This window comes from Sphingobium sp. MK2, assembly GCF_040170545.1.
In the GTDB taxonomy this organism is placed as follows: domain Bacteria; phylum Pseudomonadota; class Alphaproteobacteria; order Sphingomonadales; family Sphingomonadaceae; genus Sphingobium.
Genome location: NZ_JAZDXA010000059.1, coordinates 1 through 20,644, shown reverse-complemented (window position 1 = coordinate 20,644; position 20,644 = coordinate 1). Strand labels below are relative to the sequence as shown.

Annotated in this window: 25 protein-coding genes and 1 tRNA gene; 23 read left to right on the top strand and 3 right to left on the bottom strand. The window is 62.9% G+C overall.

Translation table 11 applies throughout. The annotated features are described in order from the left end of the window. The 6 genes from V2I08_RS19035 to V2I08_RS19010 all read left to right on the top strand — a co-directional run. Nucleotides 1–380 (top strand): hypothetical protein (locus V2I08_RS19035; RefSeq protein ID WP_349636386.1); only part of this gene is annotated, 380 nt, incomplete at its 5' end. 718 nt (nt 381–1,098) lie between these two features. After that, on the top strand, nt 1,099–1,338 hold the full coding sequence (locus tag V2I08_RS19030) for an AlpA family phage regulatory protein (protein WP_349636385.1): 240 nt from the start codon (nt 1,099–1,101) through the stop codon (nt 1,336–1,338). Then, on the top strand, nt 1,325–1,528 hold the full coding sequence (locus tag V2I08_RS19025; RefSeq protein WP_349636384.1) for a hypothetical protein: 204 nt from the start codon (nt 1,325–1,327) through the stop codon (nt 1,526–1,528). The genes V2I08_RS19030 and V2I08_RS19025 overlap by 14 nt, the downstream gene beginning before the upstream one ends. 110 nt (nt 1,529–1,638) lie before the next feature. After that, nucleotides 1,639–1,881, top strand: a complete 243-nt coding sequence (locus tag V2I08_RS19020; RefSeq protein WP_349636383.1) for an AbrB/MazE/SpoVT family DNA-binding domain-containing protein — start codon at nt 1,639–1,641, stop codon at nt 1,879–1,881. Further along, nucleotides 1,881–2,213, top strand: a complete 333-nt coding sequence (gene mazF / locus V2I08_RS19015; RefSeq protein ID WP_349636382.1) for an endoribonuclease MazF — start codon at nt 1,881–1,883, stop codon at nt 2,211–2,213. Before V2I08_RS19020 ends, mazF begins: the two co-directional genes overlap by 1 nt. Nucleotides 2,214–2,335: 122 nt before the next feature. Further along, on the top strand, nt 2,336–3,790 hold the full coding sequence (locus V2I08_RS19010) for a recombinase family protein (RefSeq protein WP_349636387.1): 1,455 nt from the start codon (nt 2,336–2,338) through the stop codon (nt 3,788–3,790). Here the strand turns inward: V2I08_RS19010 and V2I08_RS19005 are convergent. The 3 genes from V2I08_RS19005 to V2I08_RS18995 all read right to left on the bottom strand — a co-directional run bounded on the left by V2I08_RS19005 (nt 3,785) and on the right by V2I08_RS18995 (nt 5,114). Beyond that, nucleotides 3,785–3,955 (bottom strand): type II toxin-antitoxin system RelE/ParE family toxin, encoded by a 171-nt coding sequence (locus tag V2I08_RS19005; protein WP_349636381.1) that lies wholly within the window; start codon nt 3,953–3,955, stop codon nt 3,785–3,787. The genes V2I08_RS19010 and V2I08_RS19005 overlap by 6 nt on opposite strands. Continuing rightward, nucleotides 3,948–4,208 (bottom strand): type II toxin-antitoxin system ParD family antitoxin, encoded by a 261-nt coding sequence (locus V2I08_RS19000; protein ID WP_349636380.1) that lies wholly within the window; start codon nt 4,206–4,208, stop codon nt 3,948–3,950. The genes V2I08_RS19005 and V2I08_RS19000 overlap by 8 nt, the downstream gene beginning before the upstream one ends. Nucleotides 4,209–4,448: 240 nt before the next feature. Next, nucleotides 4,449–5,114, bottom strand: coding sequence for a hypothetical protein (locus tag V2I08_RS18995; protein ID WP_349636379.1), 666 nt, complete (start codon nt 5,112–5,114; stop codon nt 4,449–4,451). 315 nt (nt 5,115–5,429) lie between these two features. Between V2I08_RS18995 and V2I08_RS18990 the strand changes: the two genes are divergently transcribed. From V2I08_RS18990 to V2I08_RS18910, 17 genes are all read left to right on the top strand, one after another. Then, entirely contained in the window at nt 5,430–5,717 is a 288-nt protein-coding gene (locus tag V2I08_RS18990; protein ID WP_349636378.1) for a LysR family transcriptional regulator, read from the top strand. Between the two features lie 370 nt (nt 5,718–6,087). Next, complete coding sequence (locus V2I08_RS18985) at nt 6,088–7,539, top strand: ATP-binding protein (protein WP_349636377.1); 1,452 nt, start codon at nt 6,088–6,090, stop codon at nt 7,537–7,539. 44 nt (nt 7,540–7,583) lie between these two features. After that, complete coding sequence (locus V2I08_RS18980) at nt 7,584–8,708, top strand: 8-amino-7-oxononanoate synthase (RefSeq protein ID WP_349636376.1); 1,125 nt, start codon at nt 7,584–7,586, stop codon at nt 8,706–8,708. Then, nucleotides 8,705–9,334, top strand: coding sequence for a dethiobiotin synthase (bioD, locus tag V2I08_RS18975; RefSeq protein WP_349636375.1), 630 nt, complete (start codon nt 8,705–8,707; stop codon nt 9,332–9,334). Before V2I08_RS18980 ends, bioD begins: the two co-directional genes overlap by 4 nt. 102 nt (nt 9,335–9,436) lie before the next feature. Next, a complete protein-coding gene (locus tag V2I08_RS18970) occupies nt 9,437–11,485 on the top strand; it encodes a M13-type metalloendopeptidase (RefSeq protein ID WP_349636374.1) in 2,049 nt (682 codons plus the stop codon). Between the two features lie 213 nt (nt 11,486–11,698). Continuing rightward, nucleotides 11,699–12,082, top strand: coding sequence for a DUF4168 domain-containing protein (locus V2I08_RS18965; RefSeq protein WP_349636373.1), 384 nt, complete (start codon nt 11,699–11,701; stop codon nt 12,080–12,082). Between the two features lie 122 nt (nt 12,083–12,204). Further along, nucleotides 12,205–14,016, top strand: coding sequence for a sodium:proton antiporter (locus V2I08_RS18960; protein WP_349636372.1), 1,812 nt, complete (start codon nt 12,205–12,207; stop codon nt 14,014–14,016). Continuing rightward, complete coding sequence (locus V2I08_RS18955) at nt 14,013–14,618, top strand: OmpA family protein (RefSeq protein ID WP_349636371.1); 606 nt, start codon at nt 14,013–14,015, stop codon at nt 14,616–14,618. The genes V2I08_RS18960 and V2I08_RS18955 overlap by 4 nt, the downstream gene beginning before the upstream one ends. Nucleotides 14,619–14,650: 32 nt before the next feature. Beyond that, nucleotides 14,651–15,940, top strand: coding sequence for an adenosylmethionine--8-amino-7-oxononanoate transaminase (locus tag V2I08_RS18950; RefSeq protein WP_349636370.1), 1,290 nt, complete (start codon nt 14,651–14,653; stop codon nt 15,938–15,940). A gap of 57 nt (nt 15,941–15,997) precedes the next feature. Further along, on the top strand, nt 15,998–16,216 hold the full coding sequence (gene infA, locus V2I08_RS18945) for a translation initiation factor IF-1 (protein ID WP_003049127.1): 219 nt from the start codon (nt 15,998–16,000) through the stop codon (nt 16,214–16,216). Nucleotides 16,217–16,226: 10 nt separating this feature from the next. Continuing rightward, a complete protein-coding gene (locus tag V2I08_RS18940; RefSeq protein ID WP_349636369.1) occupies nt 16,227–16,799 on the top strand; it encodes a Maf family nucleotide pyrophosphatase in 573 nt (190 codons plus the stop codon). Between the two features lie 8 nt (nt 16,800–16,807). Further along, nucleotides 16,808–17,797, top strand: coding sequence for a ribonuclease (locus V2I08_RS18935; protein ID WP_349636368.1), 990 nt, complete (start codon nt 16,808–16,810; stop codon nt 17,795–17,797). After that, entirely contained in the window at nt 17,787–17,981 is a 195-nt protein-coding gene (locus tag V2I08_RS18930) for a DNA gyrase inhibitor YacG (RefSeq protein ID WP_349636367.1), read from the top strand. Before V2I08_RS18935 ends, V2I08_RS18930 begins: the two co-directional genes overlap by 11 nt. Before the next feature lie 48 nt (nt 17,982–18,029). Beyond that, nucleotides 18,030–18,105, top strand: a tRNA-Phe gene (locus V2I08_RS18925). A 337-nt stretch (nt 18,106–18,442) separates the two neighbouring features. Then, a complete protein-coding gene (locus V2I08_RS18920; protein ID WP_349636366.1) occupies nt 18,443–18,691 on the top strand; it encodes a hypothetical protein in 249 nt (82 codons plus the stop codon). Between the two features lie 125 nt (nt 18,692–18,816). Continuing rightward, nucleotides 18,817–20,067 carry an IS21 family transposase gene (istA, locus tag V2I08_RS18915; RefSeq protein WP_349636365.1) on the top strand — a complete coding sequence of 417 codons (1,251 nt, stop codon included), beginning with the start codon at nt 18,817–18,819 and terminating at the stop codon, nt 20,065–20,067. Beyond that, nucleotides 20,064–20,644: ATP-binding protein (locus V2I08_RS18910; RefSeq protein ID WP_349636364.1), on the top strand; the 581-nt coding region annotated here is incomplete at its 3' end. The genes istA and V2I08_RS18910, both read left to right, overlap by 4 nt.

Below are 20,644 nucleotides of genomic sequence, written 5' to 3'. Positions count from 1 at the left end.
CGCTTCAATCCGCATGCTCACGCGCAGAACCGCAAGATATTGCTTCGCTTGAGAAACTTCTGAATCAGGCACTTAGCGCCTTCAATCCTGATGAGCGCACCTATGCGGTCCCGTCGCCGGTCGGTGAACATCAAATACCTCCGGAGTTCGAAATCGTTCGGCCGACTTGGACAATCGACATGTTTTTCCACGTTGCTACTGGAAGCTTCATCGAGTTTGCTCGGTTCCAGCCTGACGAACGGCCGGTGGAGGATTTCATAGAGCTGTCCCACGGCCAATTGACGGGCTGGTCGATGAATAAAGATTATGTAGAGCTTCTTGTCGCGACGGCCATCGCGAACGCCGGCAAAGGCGATCTCAACCGTGTCGACCGCTATTGACGGCGAGTGTGCAAGTGTACCGTCAACGGATCAGGATTTTGCGTTCAGAAGCCAATGACAGCCGGCAACTCTTTGTGGATAGTTGTACCGTTGGCAGCGGTGTTGGCCGCAAGACCGGGTGCCCACTGGAAAGCCGGCCGTCCGCAGTCGAGCACGAGCAATTATCAAATAAGCATCTGAGAAAGTTCGGTTTTGTTGGTACGGCTTTTCTCCGATCAGAAATCTGCTGGCCTTCTGCACCCCCTAACGCCCGAAAATCTACAGAAGGATGAAGGCGGAAGGCAAACGCAGGTTTGCGCCAATTCCATAAGCGAAGGGCCAAAGCCACGGGTTGATGCATCATCAAAAGCGTTGACAACAGGCTGCAAGCGATCGAGCATTTCGGTTGCTTCATTATGCATGGCGGGCGTCCCTACAAAAGGAATGTCCAATGAACGACTCGACCTGATCACCGCGTATGCCGCCCGCAACGGTCTGCCGCGCGGTTGCGCGAATGAAATTTGGCACAAGGTGAGACAAAAACTTCGCTGATCGCGATCCGCGACGCGCCTCACGCCAATAATCGCCATTATCCGCTCACGCACGCCTGCTGCCGCAAGCGTCCACCGACATGTGAGAGCATGACCGTGTTGACCCCGACAGGTCTCTTGTCCGGGACGGCAAGGCATTGAATGCTCGTCATCGGGGGCGCGTAACATGCTGTGAAGAGACTGTCCCGATGACCAATAGTGATCGCATCATTCGCCTGAAAACCGTTCTGGCCCGCACGGGCCTCTCTCATTCCACCCTCTATCGCAAAATTGCTGACGGCACCTTTCCCGCGCAAATCAGGATCAGCGTCCATGGCGCTGGATGGCGGGAGTCATCCGTCAATCTGTGGATCGCCGATCCCGTGTCCTACAGGGCCGACAATGACAATTTGCCTTCGCGCAGGGAGGGCGGCCATGAAAAAGGATGACGATGAAGCCACGGGCCATCGCATCGCTGCCGCGAACGACAATGGCGTTGTTACCGAACCGCCCGACATGGATGTAGAAGCAGCGCTGACCTGTATCGCGGAGGCTATGGGTCGGCACATCGCCCGCCAGCATATTCGCGACCGCACAGCGGCGAATGACAATCAACCGTGGGTGACTGAAGGAGAGTAAGCGCGATGGCGATGTGGGTGGCACATACGCCCTAGCGAAGTATCTACATTTGTTGACACTGTTCGACGCTATGATAGGATATGGCAAATACCACTAAAAGGAGGCGCGCTATGCGTGTGCAGGTCAAGAAATGGGGCAACAGCGCCTCGGTGCGGATTCCCGCATCGGTCATGGCTGCTGCTGCTTTGCACGTCGATCAGGCCGTGGACGTACGGGAAGAAGGTGGCCGCGTGGTGATCGAGCCGATCCGGACACCCGTCTATGATCTCGATGAATTGCTATCCGCAATGACGCCCGACACCTTTCCCGATGATGTCGATTTCGGCGCTCCGATCGGCAAGGAAGTCTGGTGATGCCTGTCTGGGTGCCCGATAGCGGGGACATCATATGGCTCCATTTCGATCCGCAAGCGGGACATGAACAGGCTGGGCACCGGCCCGCACTCGTCCTCTCGCCCGCGCGCTATAACGGTCAGCGTGGCATGATACTATGTTGCCCGATGACGTCGCGGATCAAGGGCTATGCCTTTGAGGTTGTCGTCAGCCACGATCCGCCAAGCGCTATCCTGGCCGATCAGATCAAAAGCCTCGACTGGCGCGCCCGCAAGGCCAGCGCCAAGGGGAAGGTATCGGTCGAAGTACTCGCCGATGTTCGTGCTAAACTCAAAGCGCTGCTGCAAATCTAGCCTATCGGGGGGATACTCATGGCCCGCGTTGCCCTCTACGCCCGTTATTCCTCCGACCAGCAGAGCGCCGCGTCGATCGAAGGTCAGCTTCGCATCTGCCGCGGTCTGGCATCCAGTCGTTGGTGCAAGCCGCACGGGCAGGTCTGTTCGACATGGTGCTGGCCGAAGCCCTGGATCGGATCTCGCGTGACCAGGCGGACGTTGCCACGCTCTACAAGCATCTCCAGTTCGCCCGCGTGCCGCTGGTGACGCTGGCCGAAGGCGAAATTTCCGAACTGCATGTTGGCCTCAAGGGCACGATGAACGCGCTGTTCCTCAAGGACCTCGCCAAGAAAACCCATCGCGGCCAACGCGGCCGCGTGGAGAAGGGCTTTTCGGCAGGCCCAGTCGGCTATGGCTATCGCACAGTAAGGCGGCTTTCCACCGAAGGTGAACTGGTCCGCGGCGAATGCCGGATCGAGCCGAGCGAAGCGCCAGTGGTCGAGCGCATCTTTCGCGAGTTCGCTGCGGGCAAGAGTCCCCGCGCCATTGCCTGCGCCATCACCGCCCAAGGGATCGCTGGTCCTGCCGGGCGGCCATGGAGCAACACGACCGTGACGGGCAAGCGATGCCAGGGCGTGGGTATTCTCAACAATGAACTCTATGTCGGAAGGCGGGTCTGGAACCACAAACACTATCTCAAGAATCCGCTGACGGGTCAGCGGGTAGCCCGCACCAATCCCCAAGCCGAATGGGTTCGGGTAGAGGTTCCGCATCTGCGGATCGTCAGCGACGATCTCTGGGGCGCAGTGAAACAGCGACAGGATGCACTTACCGACAAATACACCCAGGCCACGCAAGCCAGCCGGATGCATCTTGGCAGACGCCCGGTCCATCTGCTGTCGGGCCTTGTCGAATGCGGCCTGTGTGGCGGAAAGGTCGGCGTGGCGGTCAACGGGCGCTATGGCTGTTTGAACCATCATCGCCGCCACATCTGCTCCAACAACCGGACCATTCGCCGTGAAGTGCTGGACCAGCGGGCACTAGCGGGCCTTGCCGAACGGCTTGTGTCGCCCGACAAGGTGCAGGCGGCTGTTGCGGCCTATGCCGAGCATATCAATCGCGAGAACCGGGAACAGCATGCGCAGGCTGAAGGCGATCGTCGTGCGCTGGAGAAGATCGACCGGGCCATTGCCGGGATCATGACCGCCATCGAGGACGGACTGTATCAGCCTGCCATGAAATCTCGCATGGCGGAGCTTGAACGACAGAAGGCCGACATAGCCGCCCGCGTTGCCCAATTGCCGCAGCCCATTCCCGATGTGCATCCTGGAATCGCCGAAATCTACAAGCGGGAGATGACGCGGTTTACACAGGCGCTCGAAGATCCAGAAACACGGCTTGATGCCTCGCAGGCCATTCGGTCTTTGATCGACCGGATTGTCCTGCATCCTGGCGACAAGCGCGGGGAAATACATGCCACGCTACACGGTGCCTTAGTGGGCATACTGGATTTTGCTCGGGAGACGTCCGATCCTGCTGCCCTTGCGACGCCAGTTACAACAAAGGCGGCTTCGGGTTCGCGGGAGAGGCTATGAAGACTTGGCAGCTTCCTGCCTAGTCGCAGTCGGTGAGGGTCTTTCTTCTGACTTCCGGGGGCGCCAGAACAGGCGATCGGCGGCATCGTCATTGTCGAGCGCAATGGTGCGCCATAGTCGTTCAAAATCGTCATCCGCCTGCTGCGAGACGATGATGTTAGCCATTGCCGGATGCAGCCGCCTTCTTGCCCTTCGCGCGCGTGATGATGGCTTCCATGTCGAGCGGGCCGGCAACACCGCTGGCCTTGCCACGATCCCATGCCTCCCGCAGCGCGAGCAATTCCTCCTGCCGGAACGCGCGCCGCTCGCTCCACAGCCGCATCGCATCGCGCACGACCTCGCTGGCCGAAGCATATTCGCCAGCCTTGACGGCCGCATGGATTTTCGCGGCCATCTGATCGGGGACCACGACGGTCATGCGTTCATAAGCGCCCATAGGTCGGCCTCTCGTGTCGGTATGATCTATTCATACTATCTCACAACGCGCGGCTGTTCAATCGGGAGCGCCCCGCCACGGATTGAGGGGACGATCGGCGGTTGCGCGCTAAGCCGTCATCCACATGTCGCGCAACATTGGCTAGCATGACGAGAACAGACTGCTTGTCCGGCATTGGTAAAGTGACCAGCGTTGGTAGGCTGCGTGCCCTTCCGAGTACGATTACCCTAGCTTCAACGGGCCAAACATGCCCGACTCCACGAGGCTAATATAGATCTTTTTGATAGCAAGTGCGGTGTCTTGGGTAACGAACAAGGACGACCGGCTACCATGGGGCTGCCCCAACAAATAAGGGCGCATCGTTTCCCAGGTTTCGGCGCGTTGAGACCAGTGCCAGCAAGGCACTTCCTGTTCAAGCATCAGTGGCACGGCCAACGCCTTCGGGATGGTGTGATTGACCTCAAGGTCCCGTGCCCATTCGCAGCGGACAAGGATCGGATCGGCGTTGTCGATGTAGAAGGGCGCATCCAGTCGCTCGGCGGAAATCGAGACACCAGGAGGACATTTGATGCGGTGTGCCGAGGCAATGACTTCGTCACCATTGACATACGGGCATGTGATGAAGCCATGGGCAAAATAGCGGGTATGGTCGAGACCTTTGTAGCCGGTGCGCTCGCTGGGATGTGTCTCTGGATCACGCCCGTCGTGCTGGGCGACGAGGGGGTGCCATGTCGGATAGCTATCTACAGGCGGGCCGACCTCCTCAATGATTGCACGCAGCGCTTTTTCAGATTGTGTTCGCTGCGCGGTCGTGAAGTGGCGCGACACAAGGTAGTTGCGCACCTCGTCATAGCCGCGGGTTGCGGCTTCATCTGCTCGGAAGGCCATCGTTAAATCCTGATGTTATTGATATGTGCGTACAGTTGTCATTTTGAGCATGAAATGTCAATATTATGCGCAAAAATTTATCAACGAGCATGATACTGGCGTAATCGCCCGAGCTGCGCATTTGCCTGGCGCCAATCACATGAGTTTCGCGCACCTATTCGAGATTGGACGGACGTGCCGTTTATCCCGATCTCGATGCGCAAAAGCACGGTCCGATGGGGCGAATGAACGACGACTCCCAATGCCGGGGTTTCCGTCATACCCCACCACAAAATCCCCTTTCCTATTCGCACATCCTCTGATTTATCCTTTCCGATGGACCAGCACCCCGCCCCGCCGCCGCCACCCCCGGCCAGCCGCGCCCACTGGACGCCCGCCAAGCAGCGGCGCTTCCTCGTTGCCCTGCTCGAAACCGGCACCGTCGCCACCGCGGCGCGCAGCGTCGGCATGTCGCCCACCAGCGCGCATCGCCTGCGTCGGCGGCTGGCGGGGACGATGTTCGACCAGAGCTGGGACTGGGCGCTGGCCCATTATGCGCAGTGCATGGCCGATCCCTTCGCGCCGGACCCGCCGCCGCCCGCTGCGCCGCCAGCACCCCGCTGATGGCGATGCCCGCGCCTGTGGCCTCCCCTTGGTGTGAAGAAAAATTTTCCGTTCGCCCTGAGCCTGTCGAAGGGCCGCTTTTTCTTCGTTCTAAACTTCCGCGCGAAGAAAAGGACTGTCCTTCGACAGGCTCAGGACGAACGGAGTTTTCATATGCGATAGCCCTGTTGTCGCATCATAGTGACCCAGGCGTAACTTCACCGTGACCCAACACGAACCTCACCGGGTCTTCACAGCGCCCTCACCTTTACGATTGGCCCCATTTTGCCGACGACGGTGTGAACTTCGGCCGATCCTCGACAGACGCGCCGCTGTCGCCCTCGCCGCACCCCTCTTGCGCTCCCCCGCCCCCATGGGCCATGGGGTGGGCGTGACCGCCAGCATCAGCATAGGAACCGACAGCCACGGCAAGCCCGTGCTGGTCGACGTGGAGGAATTGCTCGCCACCCGGCTGCTCGTTCAGGGCAATTCGGGGTCGGGCAAGTCGCATCTGCTGCGCCGCCTGCTGGAGGAAAGCGCGCCGATGGTGCAGCAGGTGGTGATCGACCCGGAGGGAGATTTCGTCACGCTGGCCGACCGCTACGGCCATGTGGTGATTGATGCTGGCGACTATAATGAGCGCGAGATCGTCACCATGGCGACGCGGATTCGCGAACATCGCGCCTCGGTGGTGCTGAGCCTGGAGGCGCTGGAGATCGACGCGCAGATGAAATGCGCCGCCTCCTTCCTCAACGCGCTGTTCGATGCGCCCCGCGACCATTGGTATCCCGCTTTGGTGGTGGTGGATGAGGCGCAGATGTTCGCCCCCGCCGCCGCTGGCGACGTGTCCGACGAAGCGCGCCGGGTGTCGCTGGCGGCGATGACCAATTTGATGTGCCGGGGCCGCAAGCGCGGATTGGCGGGCGTGATCGCGACGCAGCGGCTGGCGAAGCTCGCCAAGAATGTCGCCGCCGAAGCCTCCAACTTCCTGATGGGCCGCACCTTCCTCGACATCGACATGGCGCGCGCCGCCGACCTGCTGGGCATGGAACGGCGGCAGGCGGAGCAGATCCGCGACCTGGAGCGCGGGCGCTTCCTGGCGCTGGGTCCGGCCATCTGCCGCCGTCCGGTATCGGTGAAGATCGGTGCCGTCCACACCAGCACGCGCGGCGGCACCCACAAGCTGATGGCCCCGCCGGTGACGAGCGGCGAGGATTTTCAGGAATTGCTGTTCGCCCCCGAACCGCAGGACGCGGCCCCCGTCGCCCCGCCGCGCGCCGATCCGCCGCCCCGCCCCGCCGAGGACATCATCCGCGCGCTGGCCGATTCGCCCTCGGCCAAGCCCGCCGCGCCCGAACTGGATTTCGGCCAAAATGAGCCGGTCGTGATGGCAGTGCTGGAGGAAATCGTCGCTGATCTGGGCGATGCGGCCCCCAGCGTATCGACCTTGTACCAGGATTTCGGCGTGCGCTGCCGCATGAAGGGGCTGCGCACCCCGCCGCTGGACCTGCCCGCCTTCCGCAAGCGCTTTGCCATGGCACAGGCGGGAATGATGGACGCGGCCGATCCACGCTGGGAACCGGCGATGCGCGCCGCCGACGCGCTCCCCGAAGACATGCTCGCCCCCTTCCTGCTGATCGCCCGCGCCGCGATGCAGGGGCAGCAATGCCCGGACGATGCCGCCCTGGCGCGCGCCTATGGCACCAGCTCGCCGGGGCGGGTCCGCCGCCTGATCGACTATATGGAAAAGCTGGGCGTCATCGTCGCCCGCACCGATTTTTCGGGCAAACGCTCGATCGGCGTGCCGGGACTGGGCCTATCGACGGCGGTGGCGGAGGGCTGAGCGGCGGCTTGCTCCCCTTTCGGGAGCGGCCTATAGCGCGCCCCATGACCGCCGAACCCTTCGCCAGACAGCTTGCCGCTTTGGACGCGCGCGGGCGGTTGCGTCGCCTGATGCCGCGTTCGGGTCATGATTTCGCGTCGAACGATTATCTCGGCCTCGCCGCCGATCCGATCATCGCCGGGGCGGTGGCGGATGCGATTTCACGCGGCGTGCCGGTGGGGTCGGGCGGGTCGCGGCTGCTGCGCGGCAATGCGCCCGAACATGAAGGGCTGGAGGCCAAGGCAGCGGATTTCTTCCGCACCCAGGCGTCGCTGTTCGTCGCCAATGGTTATGTCGGCAATCTCGCTTTGTTCGGCACCCTGCCGCAGCGCGGCGACCTGATCGTCGCGGACGAACTGATCCACGCGAGCGCGCATGACGGCATCCGCATGAGCAAGGCCGCCGCCGTCTTCGCCCGCCATAATGACGTGCAGAGCTTTGCCGACTTGATCACCGCCTTCCGTGCCGAAGGGGGCAAGGGCCGCATCTGGATCGCGGTCGAAACGCTCTATTCCATGGACGGCGATCTCGCCCAGCTTACCGATCTCGCCAAGCTGGCGGCGAAACATCATGGCATGTTGCTGCTCGACGAAGCCCATGGGACCGGGGTCTTCGGACCCGGCGGGCGCGGGCTTTCGGCGGGGCTGGATGGGCTGCACAATGTCGTCACGCTCCACACCTGCGGCAAGGCGATGGGGGTGGAAGGCGCGCTGATCTGCGGGCCGCGCCTGCATATCGACTATCTCATCAACCGCGCCCGCGCCTTCATCTTCTCCACCGCGCCCTCGCCACTGATGGCGGTCGCGGTGTCCGCCGCGCTCGACCGGATCGAGGAAGCAAGCGACCTGCGTGATCGGTTGAAGACGCTGCGGCAGGATGCGGCCGAAGCCATCTGCGCGCCGCTCGGCCTGCCCACGCCGCGCAGCCAGATCGTGCCGGTCATCCTGGGCACGGACGCGCGCACCATGGCGGCGGCGGCGGCCTTGCAGGAAGCCGGGTTCGACGTGCGCGGCATCCGCCCGCCGACCGTGCCGCCGGGCACCAGCCGCCTGCGCATATCGCTGACGCTCAATGTCGGTCGCGCCGACATCGCCGCGCTTGGCCGCGAGCTGCAAAGGATCATGCGATGAGCGTCCTCGTCGTCACTGGTACCGATACAGGCATCGGCAAGACGGTCTTTGCCGCTGGCCTCGCCGCTGCGCTGGGCGCGCATTATTGGAAGCCGATCCAGGCCGGGGTCGATCCCGATGGCGACAAGGAGGAGGTTGCCCGCCTTTCCGGCCTCCCGGCCAGCCATATCCTGCCCGAAGCCTATCGGCTGGCGACACCCGCCTCGCCGCATCTGGCCGCGCGGATCGACGGGGTGACGATCGCGTTGGACCGGCTGGCGCTGCCGCAGGTCGATGGGCCGCTGGTGGTCGAGGGTGCGGGCGGCGTGCTGGTGCCGATCAGCGAGACATTGCTGATGGCGGACCTGTTCGCTCACTGGGGCCAGCCCGTCATCCTCTGCGCGCGCACCGCGCTCGGCACGATCAACCATAGCCTGCTCAGTATTGAGGCGCTGCAGTCGCGCGGCGTGCCGATCGCGGGCATCGCCTTTATCGGTGAGGCGCATGCGGAGAATGAGCGGATCATCCCGCTGCTGGCGGGTGTCCCCAGCCTCGGCCGCCTGCCCCTGCTCGATCCGCTGAGCCCGGCTGCGCTGGCGCAAGCGTTCGCGGCGCATATACGGCTTTCCGATCCTTTCAACGGCTGATAATATTCGACCAACGACATGGACAGGCTTGTTGGACAGGCGTTCAAGTCCCCGTCATGCCGGGCGCGTCCGATGCGCCCACTTCAAGCAAGGGATGCTTTGATGAAACACCTCCTCCTGGGCGCTGCCGCCTCCGCACTGGCGCTGACCGCTGGTATCGCCCAAGCGCAACAGCCCGCCACCACCACTGCCGCACCCGCTTCGGCTCCGGCCAAGCCCACCTATGGCAGCTATGGCTTCGACGCGGCGGGCATGGACCTGTCGGTGAAGCCGGGCGATGATTTCTACGACCATGCCAACGGCACCTGGGCGGAAAACACGCCGATCCCCGCCGACAAGTCCAACTATGGCGCGTTCAACACGCTCGACGAATTGTCGCGCACCCGCACTCGTGCGATTCTGGACGCGGCGAAGGACGATCCGGCGAGCAAGATCGGCGCGGCCTATGCCAGCTATCTCGATACCGCTGCCGTCGAAGCCAAGGGGCTGGCCCCGATCAAGCCCTGGATGGCCGAGATCAAGGGCGTGAAGGACAAGGCCGGTTACGCGACGCTCGCCGCCAAGGCCGCCCGCGCCGGGATCAGCGGCCCGTTCCGCTTCTATGTCGGGCAGGATGACAAAGACCCTGAAACCTATATCCTGTCGATGAGCCAGGGTGGCCTGGGGCTGCCCGATCGCGACTATTATCTGGATGAAAAGCCGGAAATGGCCAAGATTCGCGCCGCCTATGTCGCGCATCTGGAGACGATGCTGACGCTGGCAGGCGAAAGCGATGCCAAGGCGCGCGCCGCCGCCTTGATGGCGTTCGAAACGGAAGTGGCCAAGGTCCACTGGACCCAGATCGACAGCCGCGATGCGGACAAGACCTATAATAAGCTGACGCTGGCCGCCCTGCAAAAGGCCGCGCCGGGCTTCGACTTCGCCGCCTATTTCAAGGCCAATGGCCTGACGCCGACCGACCTGCTCGTCGCTCAACCCTCGGCCATCACCGGCGAGGCGGCGCTGATCGCCAAGACGCCGATCGCCGTGCTGAAGGACGCGCTGTTGCTGCGCAGCCTGCATGCTTATGCCGACAAACTGCCCGACAGTGTCGCCAATGCCGACTTCGCCTTTTACGGCACCACCCTGTCGGGCACGCCGGAGCGCGAGGCGCGGTGGAAGCGAGGGGTCGATTTCCTCAAGGACTCGCTTGGCGAAGAGGTCGGCAAAGTCTATGTCGCGCAATATTTCCCGCCCGAAACCAAGGCGGCAATGGATGTGCTGGTCAAGAATGTGATCGCCGCCATGGGCCGCCGCATCGACGGCCTGCCGTGGATGAGCGACACCGCCAAGGCGCGCGCGCACAAGAAGCTGGCCGCTTTCACCCCCAAGATCGGCTATCCAGACAAGTGGCGCGACTATGATGGCCTGACCATCCAGCGCGACGATCTGCTGGGCAATGCGATGCGCGCCAATCAGTTCGATTTCGACTATAATATCGGGAAGCTGGGCAAGCCCATCTATCGCTGGGAATGGGGCATGACGCCCATGGAGATCAACGCCTATGCCAATTTCGGCATGGTCGAGATTGTCTTCCCTGCGGCGATCCTGCAACCACCCTTCTTTGATCCTAATGCTGACCCGGCGGTCAATTATGGCGGCATCGGCGCGGTGATCGGCCATGAACTGAGCCATCATTTCGATGATCAGGGCGCGAAATATGACGAGACCGGCAAGCTCAACCAATGGTGGACCGACGCCGATGTCGCCAATTTCAAGGCGCTGACCGACAAGTTGGTCACCCAATATGACGCCTATGAACCCTTCCCCGGCGCGCATGTGAAGGGGGCGTTCACGCTGGGCGAGAATATCGGCGATCTGGGTGGGCTGGCGGTCGCGCTCGACGCCTATCATGCCTCGCTGGACGGCAAGCCCGCGCCGGTGATCGACGGCATGACCGGCGATCAGCGCTTTTTCCTGGGCTGGGCGCAGGTATGGCGGCGCAATTATCGCGAGGCCAATCTGCGCCAACGGCTGGTCACCGATCCGCACGCGCCATCGCAATATCGCGCTGACATCGTGCGCAATTTCGATAGCTGGTATGAGGCGTTCAAGCCGGCGCCGGGCGGCAAGCTCTATCTGGAGCCCAAGGAGCGCGTCAAAATCTGGTGATGACGAGCCTGCGCCGACTCCATTTCGGAGTCGGCGCAGGCTTGTTGCTATATCGCAATGATATAAGTGGCGGACAGCCCGTTGCCCAAAAAGGACGAGCCGTCGGGAACCCGTCCATCGTCCCCGTTATGCCACGACTCGCCGGAATGGGCCTTCTCATTGCCCGCCATTCTTCACAGCTTCTCCGGGTAATCATGTTCAAGGAGACGTATTTTGAAGAGCCTCACCCTTTCTCACGCCCTTAAAGCTGGCATCGCCTCGGCCGCTCTTTTCGCCGTTGGCCCGCTCGCTGCCCAGATGACGGATCCAGCCCCGGCTGCGCCCGCCTCCCCTGCGGCACCCGCCGCCGACGCCAGCAGCTTCAGCGATAGCGATATCCAGCAGTTCGCTGCCGCGGCCACCGAAGTGACGAAGATTCAGGCGGACGCATCGATCCCGGCCGACGAGAAGCAGCCCAAGATGCTCGCCGCGTTGCAGGCGTCCGGCCTGCCGCCTGAAAAGTTCAACCAGATCGGCCAGGCGGCCGCTACCGACCCTGCGCTTCAGCAGCGCATTCAGGCCGCCGCGCCGGCTGCCCCCGCGCAGCCGCAGCCCTGATAAAAGAGTGATGGGCCGGTCCCCGATCGGCCCATTTTTCGTCTCGTCGCCCGGTAGTTCCCCGACCGGCTAAAAATATCAGGGGGTGACGGCGGCCGCGCTGTCTGTCTATCGTGCCCGCCATGCAGCAACTGGCCCTTTCCATCGCGCTGATCGGCATATTGGGGATCGGCGCGCAGTGGATCGCCTGGCGCACGGGCTGGCCCGCCATTGCGCTCATGCTGGCAGCCGGCGTCATCGGCGGTCCCGTCCTCCACATCATCAATCCCGAACATGTGTTCGGCGAACTGCTCGAACCCATGGTGTCGATCGCGGTCGCGCTGATCCTGTTCGAAGGTGGCCTCAGCCTCAACTTCCGCGAATTGCGCAAGACCGATGGCGCGGTGATCCGCCTCGTCTTGCTCGGCGCGCCGATCGGCTGGGTGTTGGGCGCGATTGCCTGCTATTATGTCGCCGGGTTGGTCTGGCCGGTCGCGATCCTGTTCGCCGGGATATTGGTGGTCACGGGTCCGACCGTCGTCCTCCCGCTGCTGCGCCAGTCGAATGTCGCCGCACGGCCGCGCGCCATCCTGAAATGGGAAGCGATCGTTAACGATCCGGTCGGAGTGCTGTTTGGCGTTGTGACCTATGAATATCTGCGCCGGGCGGGGGAGGGCGGCACGCTGGCGTCGGTCATTCTTTCGCTGCTGGGCGCGGCGGTGATAGCGGGCCTGATCGGCTGGCTTGCCGCCCGTGCGATCGGCTGGGCCTTTCCGAGGGGCCATGTGCCCGAATATCTCAAGGCACCGATATTGCTGGTCGCAGTGATCGGCGTCTTTGTCGGATCGAACATGATCCAGCAGGAAACCGGATTGCTGGCGGTCACCATCATGGGTGTGGCGCTTGCCAATATGCGCTTCGATTCGCTGCGGGACATTCAGCCGTTCAAGGAAAATGTCACCGTCCTGCTGATATCCGGCGTGTTCATAATCCTCTCTGCCTCGCTCAATCTGGAAGTGTTGCGCCAGTTCGAATGGCGCTTCATCGGCTTCCTGCTGGCGCTGTTGTTCCTGGTGCGGCCCGCAACGGTATTGTTCAGCCTGGCCTTTTCGCCTGTGCCCTGGAATGAACGGTTGCTGATCGCGTGGATCGCGCCGCGCGGCATCGTCGCGGTGGCGATTTCCGGCCTGTTCGCGCTGCGGCTCGATCGGCTCGGCTATGGCGACGGGTCGATCCTCGTCACCCTGTCCTTCTCCGTCGTCATCGCGACGATCGTCTTCCATGGTTTTTCGATCAAGGCGGTCGCACGCTGGCTCAAGGTGACCGGCGCGCCGGAACAGGGACTGCTGATCGTCGGTGCGACCCCCTTTACGCTGGGCTTGGCCGATCAGTTGCGGCAGCTCGACATACCCGTGACGATCGCCGACAATAGCTGGCAGCGGCTTGCTCCGGCTCGGCAGAAGGGCATCCCCACCTATCATGGTGAAATCCTGTCCGAAGCCACCGAGGAGCGGCTGGACCTGACTCAGTTTCAGGTGCTGGCCGCCGCGACCGGCAATGAGGCCTATAACGCGCTCGTCTGCAACGAATTCGCGCCGGAGATCGGGCGCGATAATGTCTATCAGCTGGGCGACGCCAGTGATGACGAAGATCCGCGCACCTTGCCCGAATCGCTGCGCGGCCGGACGCTCTTCACGTCAGGCCATGGCGTGGAGGAGATTGTGGAGCGCGAGGAGCAGGGCTGGACCTTCCGCAAGACGAAGATCAGCGAGCAGTTCGATTATGAAGCCGCGCGCGCCGCCTTGCCGCCGGAAGGGGACATGCTGTTGCTGCTCCGCCGGACCGGAGCGCTGCGTTTCTTCTCCCATGCTTCGCGCCCCACGCCCCAGCCCGGCGACACCATCCTGTCCTATGTGCCGCCCGCCCCGATCCGATCGAAAGGAAAGGAAGAATGACCAAATTGGCCCCAACCGCGCTGCTCCTGTGCGCGAGCCTGGCTGCGTGCCAGCCGCCAGGCGGGCAGGAGGCTGCCAATAGCGCGATCGCCGACAATGGGCTGGCGAATAATGGCGCGGACAATATGGTCGAGCCGCGACGCTCCATCCTGCGTCCCGAAGTCGTGCCGACAGTGGAAGAACCCAAAATCGAGCCGGAAGAGGCGCTGATCGGGTTCGGTGCCCTGTCGCTCCAGCTGGACGATGCGGCGAAGGCGGCGCTCGACGCGCTCGTGACGACCCCGGCGATGCAGGCGGGGGGCAGGGTTGCGTTGCGCGGGCACAGCGATTCGCGGGGCACTGACGGCGACAACCGCGTCGCCTCCCGCCGCCGCGCCGAGCGGGTACGCGATTATCTGGTCGAAAAGGGCGTGGCGGCTGAGCGCATCACGCTGGTCGCTCTGGGGGAAACCCGGCCGATCGCGCCCAATGCCAAGGAGGATGGCAGCGACGATCCCGAAGGCCGGGCCAAGAATCGCCGGGTCGAGGTGCGCGTCACGCCACCGCCGGTCGTCATTCCGCCCCCCGTGCCGGTCGGCGCGCCGGACGCGGAGAAGCCGTAGCCTTGCGGGCGGCTCTGGCTTAAAGGCAAGCCATGACTTCTCCTGTCTGGCACCCCTTCACCCAGCATGGCCTGAACGAGCCGATCCCCCAAGTCGTGCGCGCCGAGGGTGCGTTGTTGCATCTGGCCGATGGCGGCACGTTGATCGACGCGATTTCAAGCTGGTGGGTGACGACTCATGGCCATTGCCACCCGCGCATCGCCGCCGCCATTGCGGCGCAGGCGGGGCAACTCGATCAACTGATCTTTGCGGGCTACACCCATGCGCCGGCCGAAACTGTGGCGCGCGGCCTGATCGATCTGGTGCCGCACGCACCCGATCAGCCCAGCCTCGCGCATGTCTTCTATTCCGACAGCGGCTCCACCGCGGTCGAGGTCGCGCTGAAAATGGCGCTTGGTTATTGGCATAACCGCGCGCTGGACGGGCTGGGCGACGCGCGCAGCCGTATATTGGTGCTGGACCATAGCTATCATGGCGATACGATCGGCACGATGTCGATCGGCGAGCGGGGCGTCTATAATGCCGCCTGGACGCCGTTGCTGTTCGATGTCGGGACGATTCCGTTCCCCGCGCCGGGGCACGAGCAGGCCTGCCTCGATGCGCTCGACGCCGCATGTCGCGAAAGTCCCGCCGCCTTCATCGTTGAGCCATTGATCCTGGGGGCGGGCGGGATGCTGGTCTACCCGCCCGCGATCCTGCGCGAGATGGCGGCGATCTGCCGCCGCCACGATGTATTGTTCATCGCCGATGAAGTGATGACCGGCTGGGGCCGCACCGGCACGCTGTTCGCCTGCGAACAGGCCGGGATCGTGCCCGACATCATGGCGGTGGCGAAAGGTATTACCGGCGGCGCGATCCCGCTGGCGGCAACGCTGGCGACCGCGCCGATCTTCGAGGCGCATCGCTCGACCGACCGGGCGCGGCTTTTCTACCATTCGTCCAGCTATACCGCGAACGCCATTGCCTGCGCGGCGGCGGCGGCCAATCTCGCCATCTGGCGGGAGGAGGATGTGCTGAGCCGGATCGCGAGGCTGAGTAATGGCATTGCGACGCGCCTCGCAGACCTGGCGCAGCATTCCGCCTTCGCCAACCCGCGGCAACTCGGCACGATCGCCGCGATCGACCTGATCGCGCCGGATGCGGGCTATCTGTCCGACCTCGCGCCTCGGCTGCGCGCCTTCTTCCTGGAGCGGGGCATCCTGCTGCGGCCCTTGGGCAACAGCATCTACCTCATGCCACCCTATTGCCTGGATGAAACCCAGCTCGATCACATCTTCGCAGCGCTCATCGCGGCAGGGGATCAGTTCGGCGTGAAAGCGTGACTTCCATTTTGCGGAGTTTGGCGCTATGGCGACGCGATTTTGCGAATTTGGGATATTATGGCGAAAGAAGAACTGCTTGAAATGCGCGGACAGGTTGTGGAGCTTCTCCCCAACGCCATGTTCCGTGTCCGGCTTGAAAATGACCACGAAATTCTCGGCCACACCGCCGGCAAGATGCGCAAGAATCGCATCCGCGTGCTGGTGGGTGACGAAGTGCTTGTCGAGCTGACCCCTTACGACCTGACCAAGGGTCGGATCACGTACCGTTTCAAATAAGTCGTATCTGATGCGACTCATATTGGCTTCGGCATCCCCCCGGCGGCTCGCGCTGCTGGGGCAAATCGGCGTTGTCCCGGACGTGGTCGATCCCGCCGATCTGGACGAAACGCCCGGCAAGGCCGAACTGCCCGCGCTCTATGCCGCGCGTATCGCTGCTGAAAAAGCGGTGGTGGTGGCGGCGCGCCATGGCGGGGCGCTGGTCCTGTCTGGCGATACGGTGGTGGCCGCCGGGCGGCGCATCTTGCCCAAGACGGAAAGCGAAGCGGAGGCGCGCGCGTGCCTGACTCTATTGTCGGGCCGTCGTCATCGCGTGTTGAGCGCCATCACGCTGATCGACGGCGCGGGCGTGGCGCGGCACCGGCTATCGACCAATATCGTCACGTTCAAGCGGCTGGAGGCGGCGGAGATCGACAGCTATATCGCCAGCGACGAATGGCGCGGCAAGGCGGGCGGCTATGCGATCCAGGGCAAGGCCGCCGGGCTGATCCGGGCGATCCAGGGCAGCCATAGCGCGATCATGGGCCTGCCGCTCTACGAAACCCGCACGCTGCTCAAGGCAGCGGGCCATCCCCTCGATTAGGAACCGACATGGCCGAGTGGCTTTATGAAGAAGGCATTGGCGAGGCCCGTGCCGCGCTGATCGAAAAGGGCCAGTTGGTCGAGGCGCTGATCGAGCGCGAAGGCGATGCCGCGCGCGCGGGCGCGGTGATGCAGGGCAAACTCATCACTACGGTCATTCCCAAGAAGCGGGGCATCGTCCGCCTGATCAGTGGCGAGGAAGTGCTGATCGAACCGATCCCGCCGCGATTGGCCGAGGGCGCGAACCTGCTCGTCGAAATCCTGCGCGAAGCGATCCCCGAAGAAGGCCGCCCCAAGCGCGCCAAGGGCCGCAGCACCCAGCCAGGCATGAAGGCGCAGGCCGGTCCCAGCCTGCTCCAGCGTATCCGCGCCACCGGCGTCCCGGTCGTCCCATGCCCCGCGCATGAGGAAGACCGGCTGGAAGCCCATGGCTGGAGCGAGCTGATGGAAGAAGCGATCAGCGGCGAAGTCGGCACCGAAGCCGCCGCGCTGCGCCTCTATCTGACGCCTGCCATGCTGCTGATCGATATTGACGGGTCGCTGCCGCCCGCGCAGCTGGGACCGAAGGGCGCGAAGCTGGCGGCGCAGACCGTGCGGCGCATGGGCCTGAGCGGATCGATCGGCATCGACCTGCCGACGATGAACAACAAGGACGAGCGGATCATCGCCGCCGCCCAGATCGACAAATATCTGCCGCTCCCCTTCGAGCGTACGGCGGTCAACGGCTTCGGCTTCGTCCAGATCATCCGCCGCCGCGAGCGCGCGAACCTGATGGAGCTATTGCGCGAAGATCCTGTGGCGACCGCTGCACTGGCGCTGTTGCGGCGCGCCGAACGGCATGGGCAGGGCGGTTCCGCGACGCTGGTTGCCGCGCCCGCCATCATCGACTATCTGCACAAGCGGCCCAACTGGATCGAACAGCTTGCCAAGCGTCGCGGCGGCGCGATCAGCATGCAGGCCGATGCCGCCCTCGCGATCGCGGGTGGCCATGTCGCCTAAAGCCGCCGCCTGTCCGGTCTGTAAAAAGCCCGCCAGCGCGGAAACGCGGCCGTTCTGCAGCGCAGCCTGTCGCGACCGCGACCTGCTGCAATGGCTGGGCGAAGGCTATCGCGTCGCCGGGCCACCCGCCGACGATGACACGCAAAAAATCGGCGATTATGGGCTAGACAGCGAACGGGATTGACGCCTATAGGCACGCCTCCATCGGGCGGAACACTCCGCAGTTGGCTGTGCCTGGATAGCTCAGTTGGTAGAGCAAGCGATTGAAAATCGCTGTGTCGGCGGTTCGAATCCGTCTCCGGGCACCATAACCTCACTATCCCCTTTCAAGGTCGATAAAATCCTGAAAGGCGAGGTAGTTGATGCGGTTCTAAAACCCTCATTTCGCGTGTAGTGCAATCGGTCTGAAAACGTCAGTTTCAGCACCGCCCGATTGTCGCTCAATCGATCAGAACGCCAGAGTTTATACGGGTTTCCGAGAAACTCCATGGCGGTTCTAAAAGTCGCGTCAAAACTCTTTAGCGGCTTGCCGCAATTTACGATATTTTCTCGGATCGCAACCTTCTCTTCTTCGAGTGATTTGATACGGGCTTCGTAAGCCGTCACCAGCGAGGATGAGTCGGCAACCATCACGCGGTCGATAAATTGCTCGATGCCGCGCTCAACCTTTTGCAGTTCGAGCTTGAGCGCCGCCGCGCGAGACTTGGCCGATGTCATGCGCCCGTCCCACAGATCGCGGAACATCGCATGGGCCATCTCGAACATTTCGCGGCTGGGCTGCAACTGCGACAGCAAGGATTCAAACTGCGCCTCGATCACATCGCGCCGGATCGACTTGCCCTATTCCGGGCAATCGTCCTTCTTGTTCTGACACAGGTGTTGATGGCGGAGTAAAATGCCCCGGAACGGACATTTGAAAATTCCCCACTTCTTCTGATTGGCCCTTGTCCGGGGCGAGCCCCGGACAAGGGCCAAAGCAAAATATCGGGCATGCTCCTCCTGACGGGAGGCACGCTACGATGAAGAAGCTTGGAGATCTGATAATGATCCTGGATTTACATCGCCAAGGTCTGAAGGTGGCCGTTATTGCCCGCCAGGTCGGGATCGACCGCAAGACCGTCCGTAAATATATTGCGCAAGGCATCGAAGTGCCGACGTACGGACCCAGGCAGCCACGCGAGCGCTTTCTTGACCCTTGGATGGACTATCTGAGGTCCAGGCTTGATGCCTATCCGGGTTTGAGCGCGCGGCGCCTTTTGCGCGAGATTTGCGAACGTGGTTACACCGGCGGCTACAGCACCGTACGCGATACAGTGCGTGCATTGCGACCGGCAGGCGGCGGCAGCCCCTTCGCCGTGCGCTTTGAGACGCCACCCGGGCAACAGGCACAGGTCGATTTTGCTCAGTTCCGGGTGCGTTTTACCAGCGCGCCGGACAGCGTCCAGATCATGTGGTTGTTCTCGATGGTGCTGGGCTTCTCCCGGCTGATCTGGGGGCGCTTCGCCCAGCGTCAAACGATGCAGACCGTATTGGCGTGCCATAGAGCCGCGTTCGAAGCGATCGGCGGCGTGCCGCGGGAAATCCTCTACGATCGTATGAAGACGGCCGTTCTGGGCGAGGATGAGGATGGTCGCGTCGTTTACAACCGGACGCTCGGCGAGTTCGCTCGCCATTATGGCTTTCTGCCAAAAGCCTGCCGCGCCTATCGGCCCGAAACTAAAGGCAAGGTCGAGCGGCCGTTCCGCTACATCCGTGAAGACTTCTTCCTGGGCAGCACGTTCCGCGATCTCGACGATCTCAACCTCCAGTTCGGAAACTGGCTTGGCAATGTCGCCAACCCGCGTGTTCACGCCTCCACCGGTCGTGTTGTCAACGAGGCGTTCGCCCAAGAGCAGCCGACACTGCAGCTCCTGCCTCTGATCCCGTTCGGCGCGGTTCTCAAGCTCGAACGCAGGATCAGTCATGAAGGCATGGTGAGCGTCGGCGGCAATTATTACTCGGTGCCCGACGCAACACGACGGCGCGTGGTCGAGGTTCACAGCCTGGCCGACGAAATCCATATCTTCGAAGATAATCGGCTGATCGCACGACATCCCCTGCTCGAGGGACGACGTCAACGCTCGCTGCTGGAAGGCCACCGGCGGCAATATCGGCCTAAAGAGGAAAACCCGGTCCCGCATGGCTTTACCGGCGAACTGGTCACGCGCCGCTCACTCGACTTCTACGCCGCCATCGGTCAGCAACTGGCGGCATCGGGAGCAACAGCATGAACTCGCTTCTTCCCGATCCGACAGCGTCGCTGCTTGATCGCATCAAGATCAGTATGGTCGGCCTCAAAATGCCGCGCGCCATCGAGGTCGTCGACACCTGCGTCTCCCGCCTCGATCGGGGCGAGATCACCGGGCTGGAGTTGGTCGAACAACTGCTGCTCGAGGAGCTGACGTTCCGCGAGGATCGGCGGATCCGGACCGCTTTGCGGATGGGCCGGCTCAATACTGGCAAAACCCTCGCCGGATACGACTTCTCGTTCCAGCCCTCGCTCGACAAAGCCCGCATCCTGGCGCTGGCCGAACTGAACTTCGTTGCGCGCTGCGAGGTTGTCCACCTGCTGGGGCCGCCCGGCACCGGCAAGAGCCACCTTGCCAGCGCACTCGGTCTGGAAGCCGTCAAAGCCGGCAAAAGCGTCTCGTTCATCACGCTTGCGGACTTGATCGGTGCGCTTGCCAAGGCCGAACGGGAGGGCTCGCTGCGCGAGAGGATCCGCTTCTACTGCAGGCCATCTTTGCTGATCGTCGACGAGATCGGTTACCTCCCGGTCATACCCGGTGGTGGCAATCTGTTCTTCCA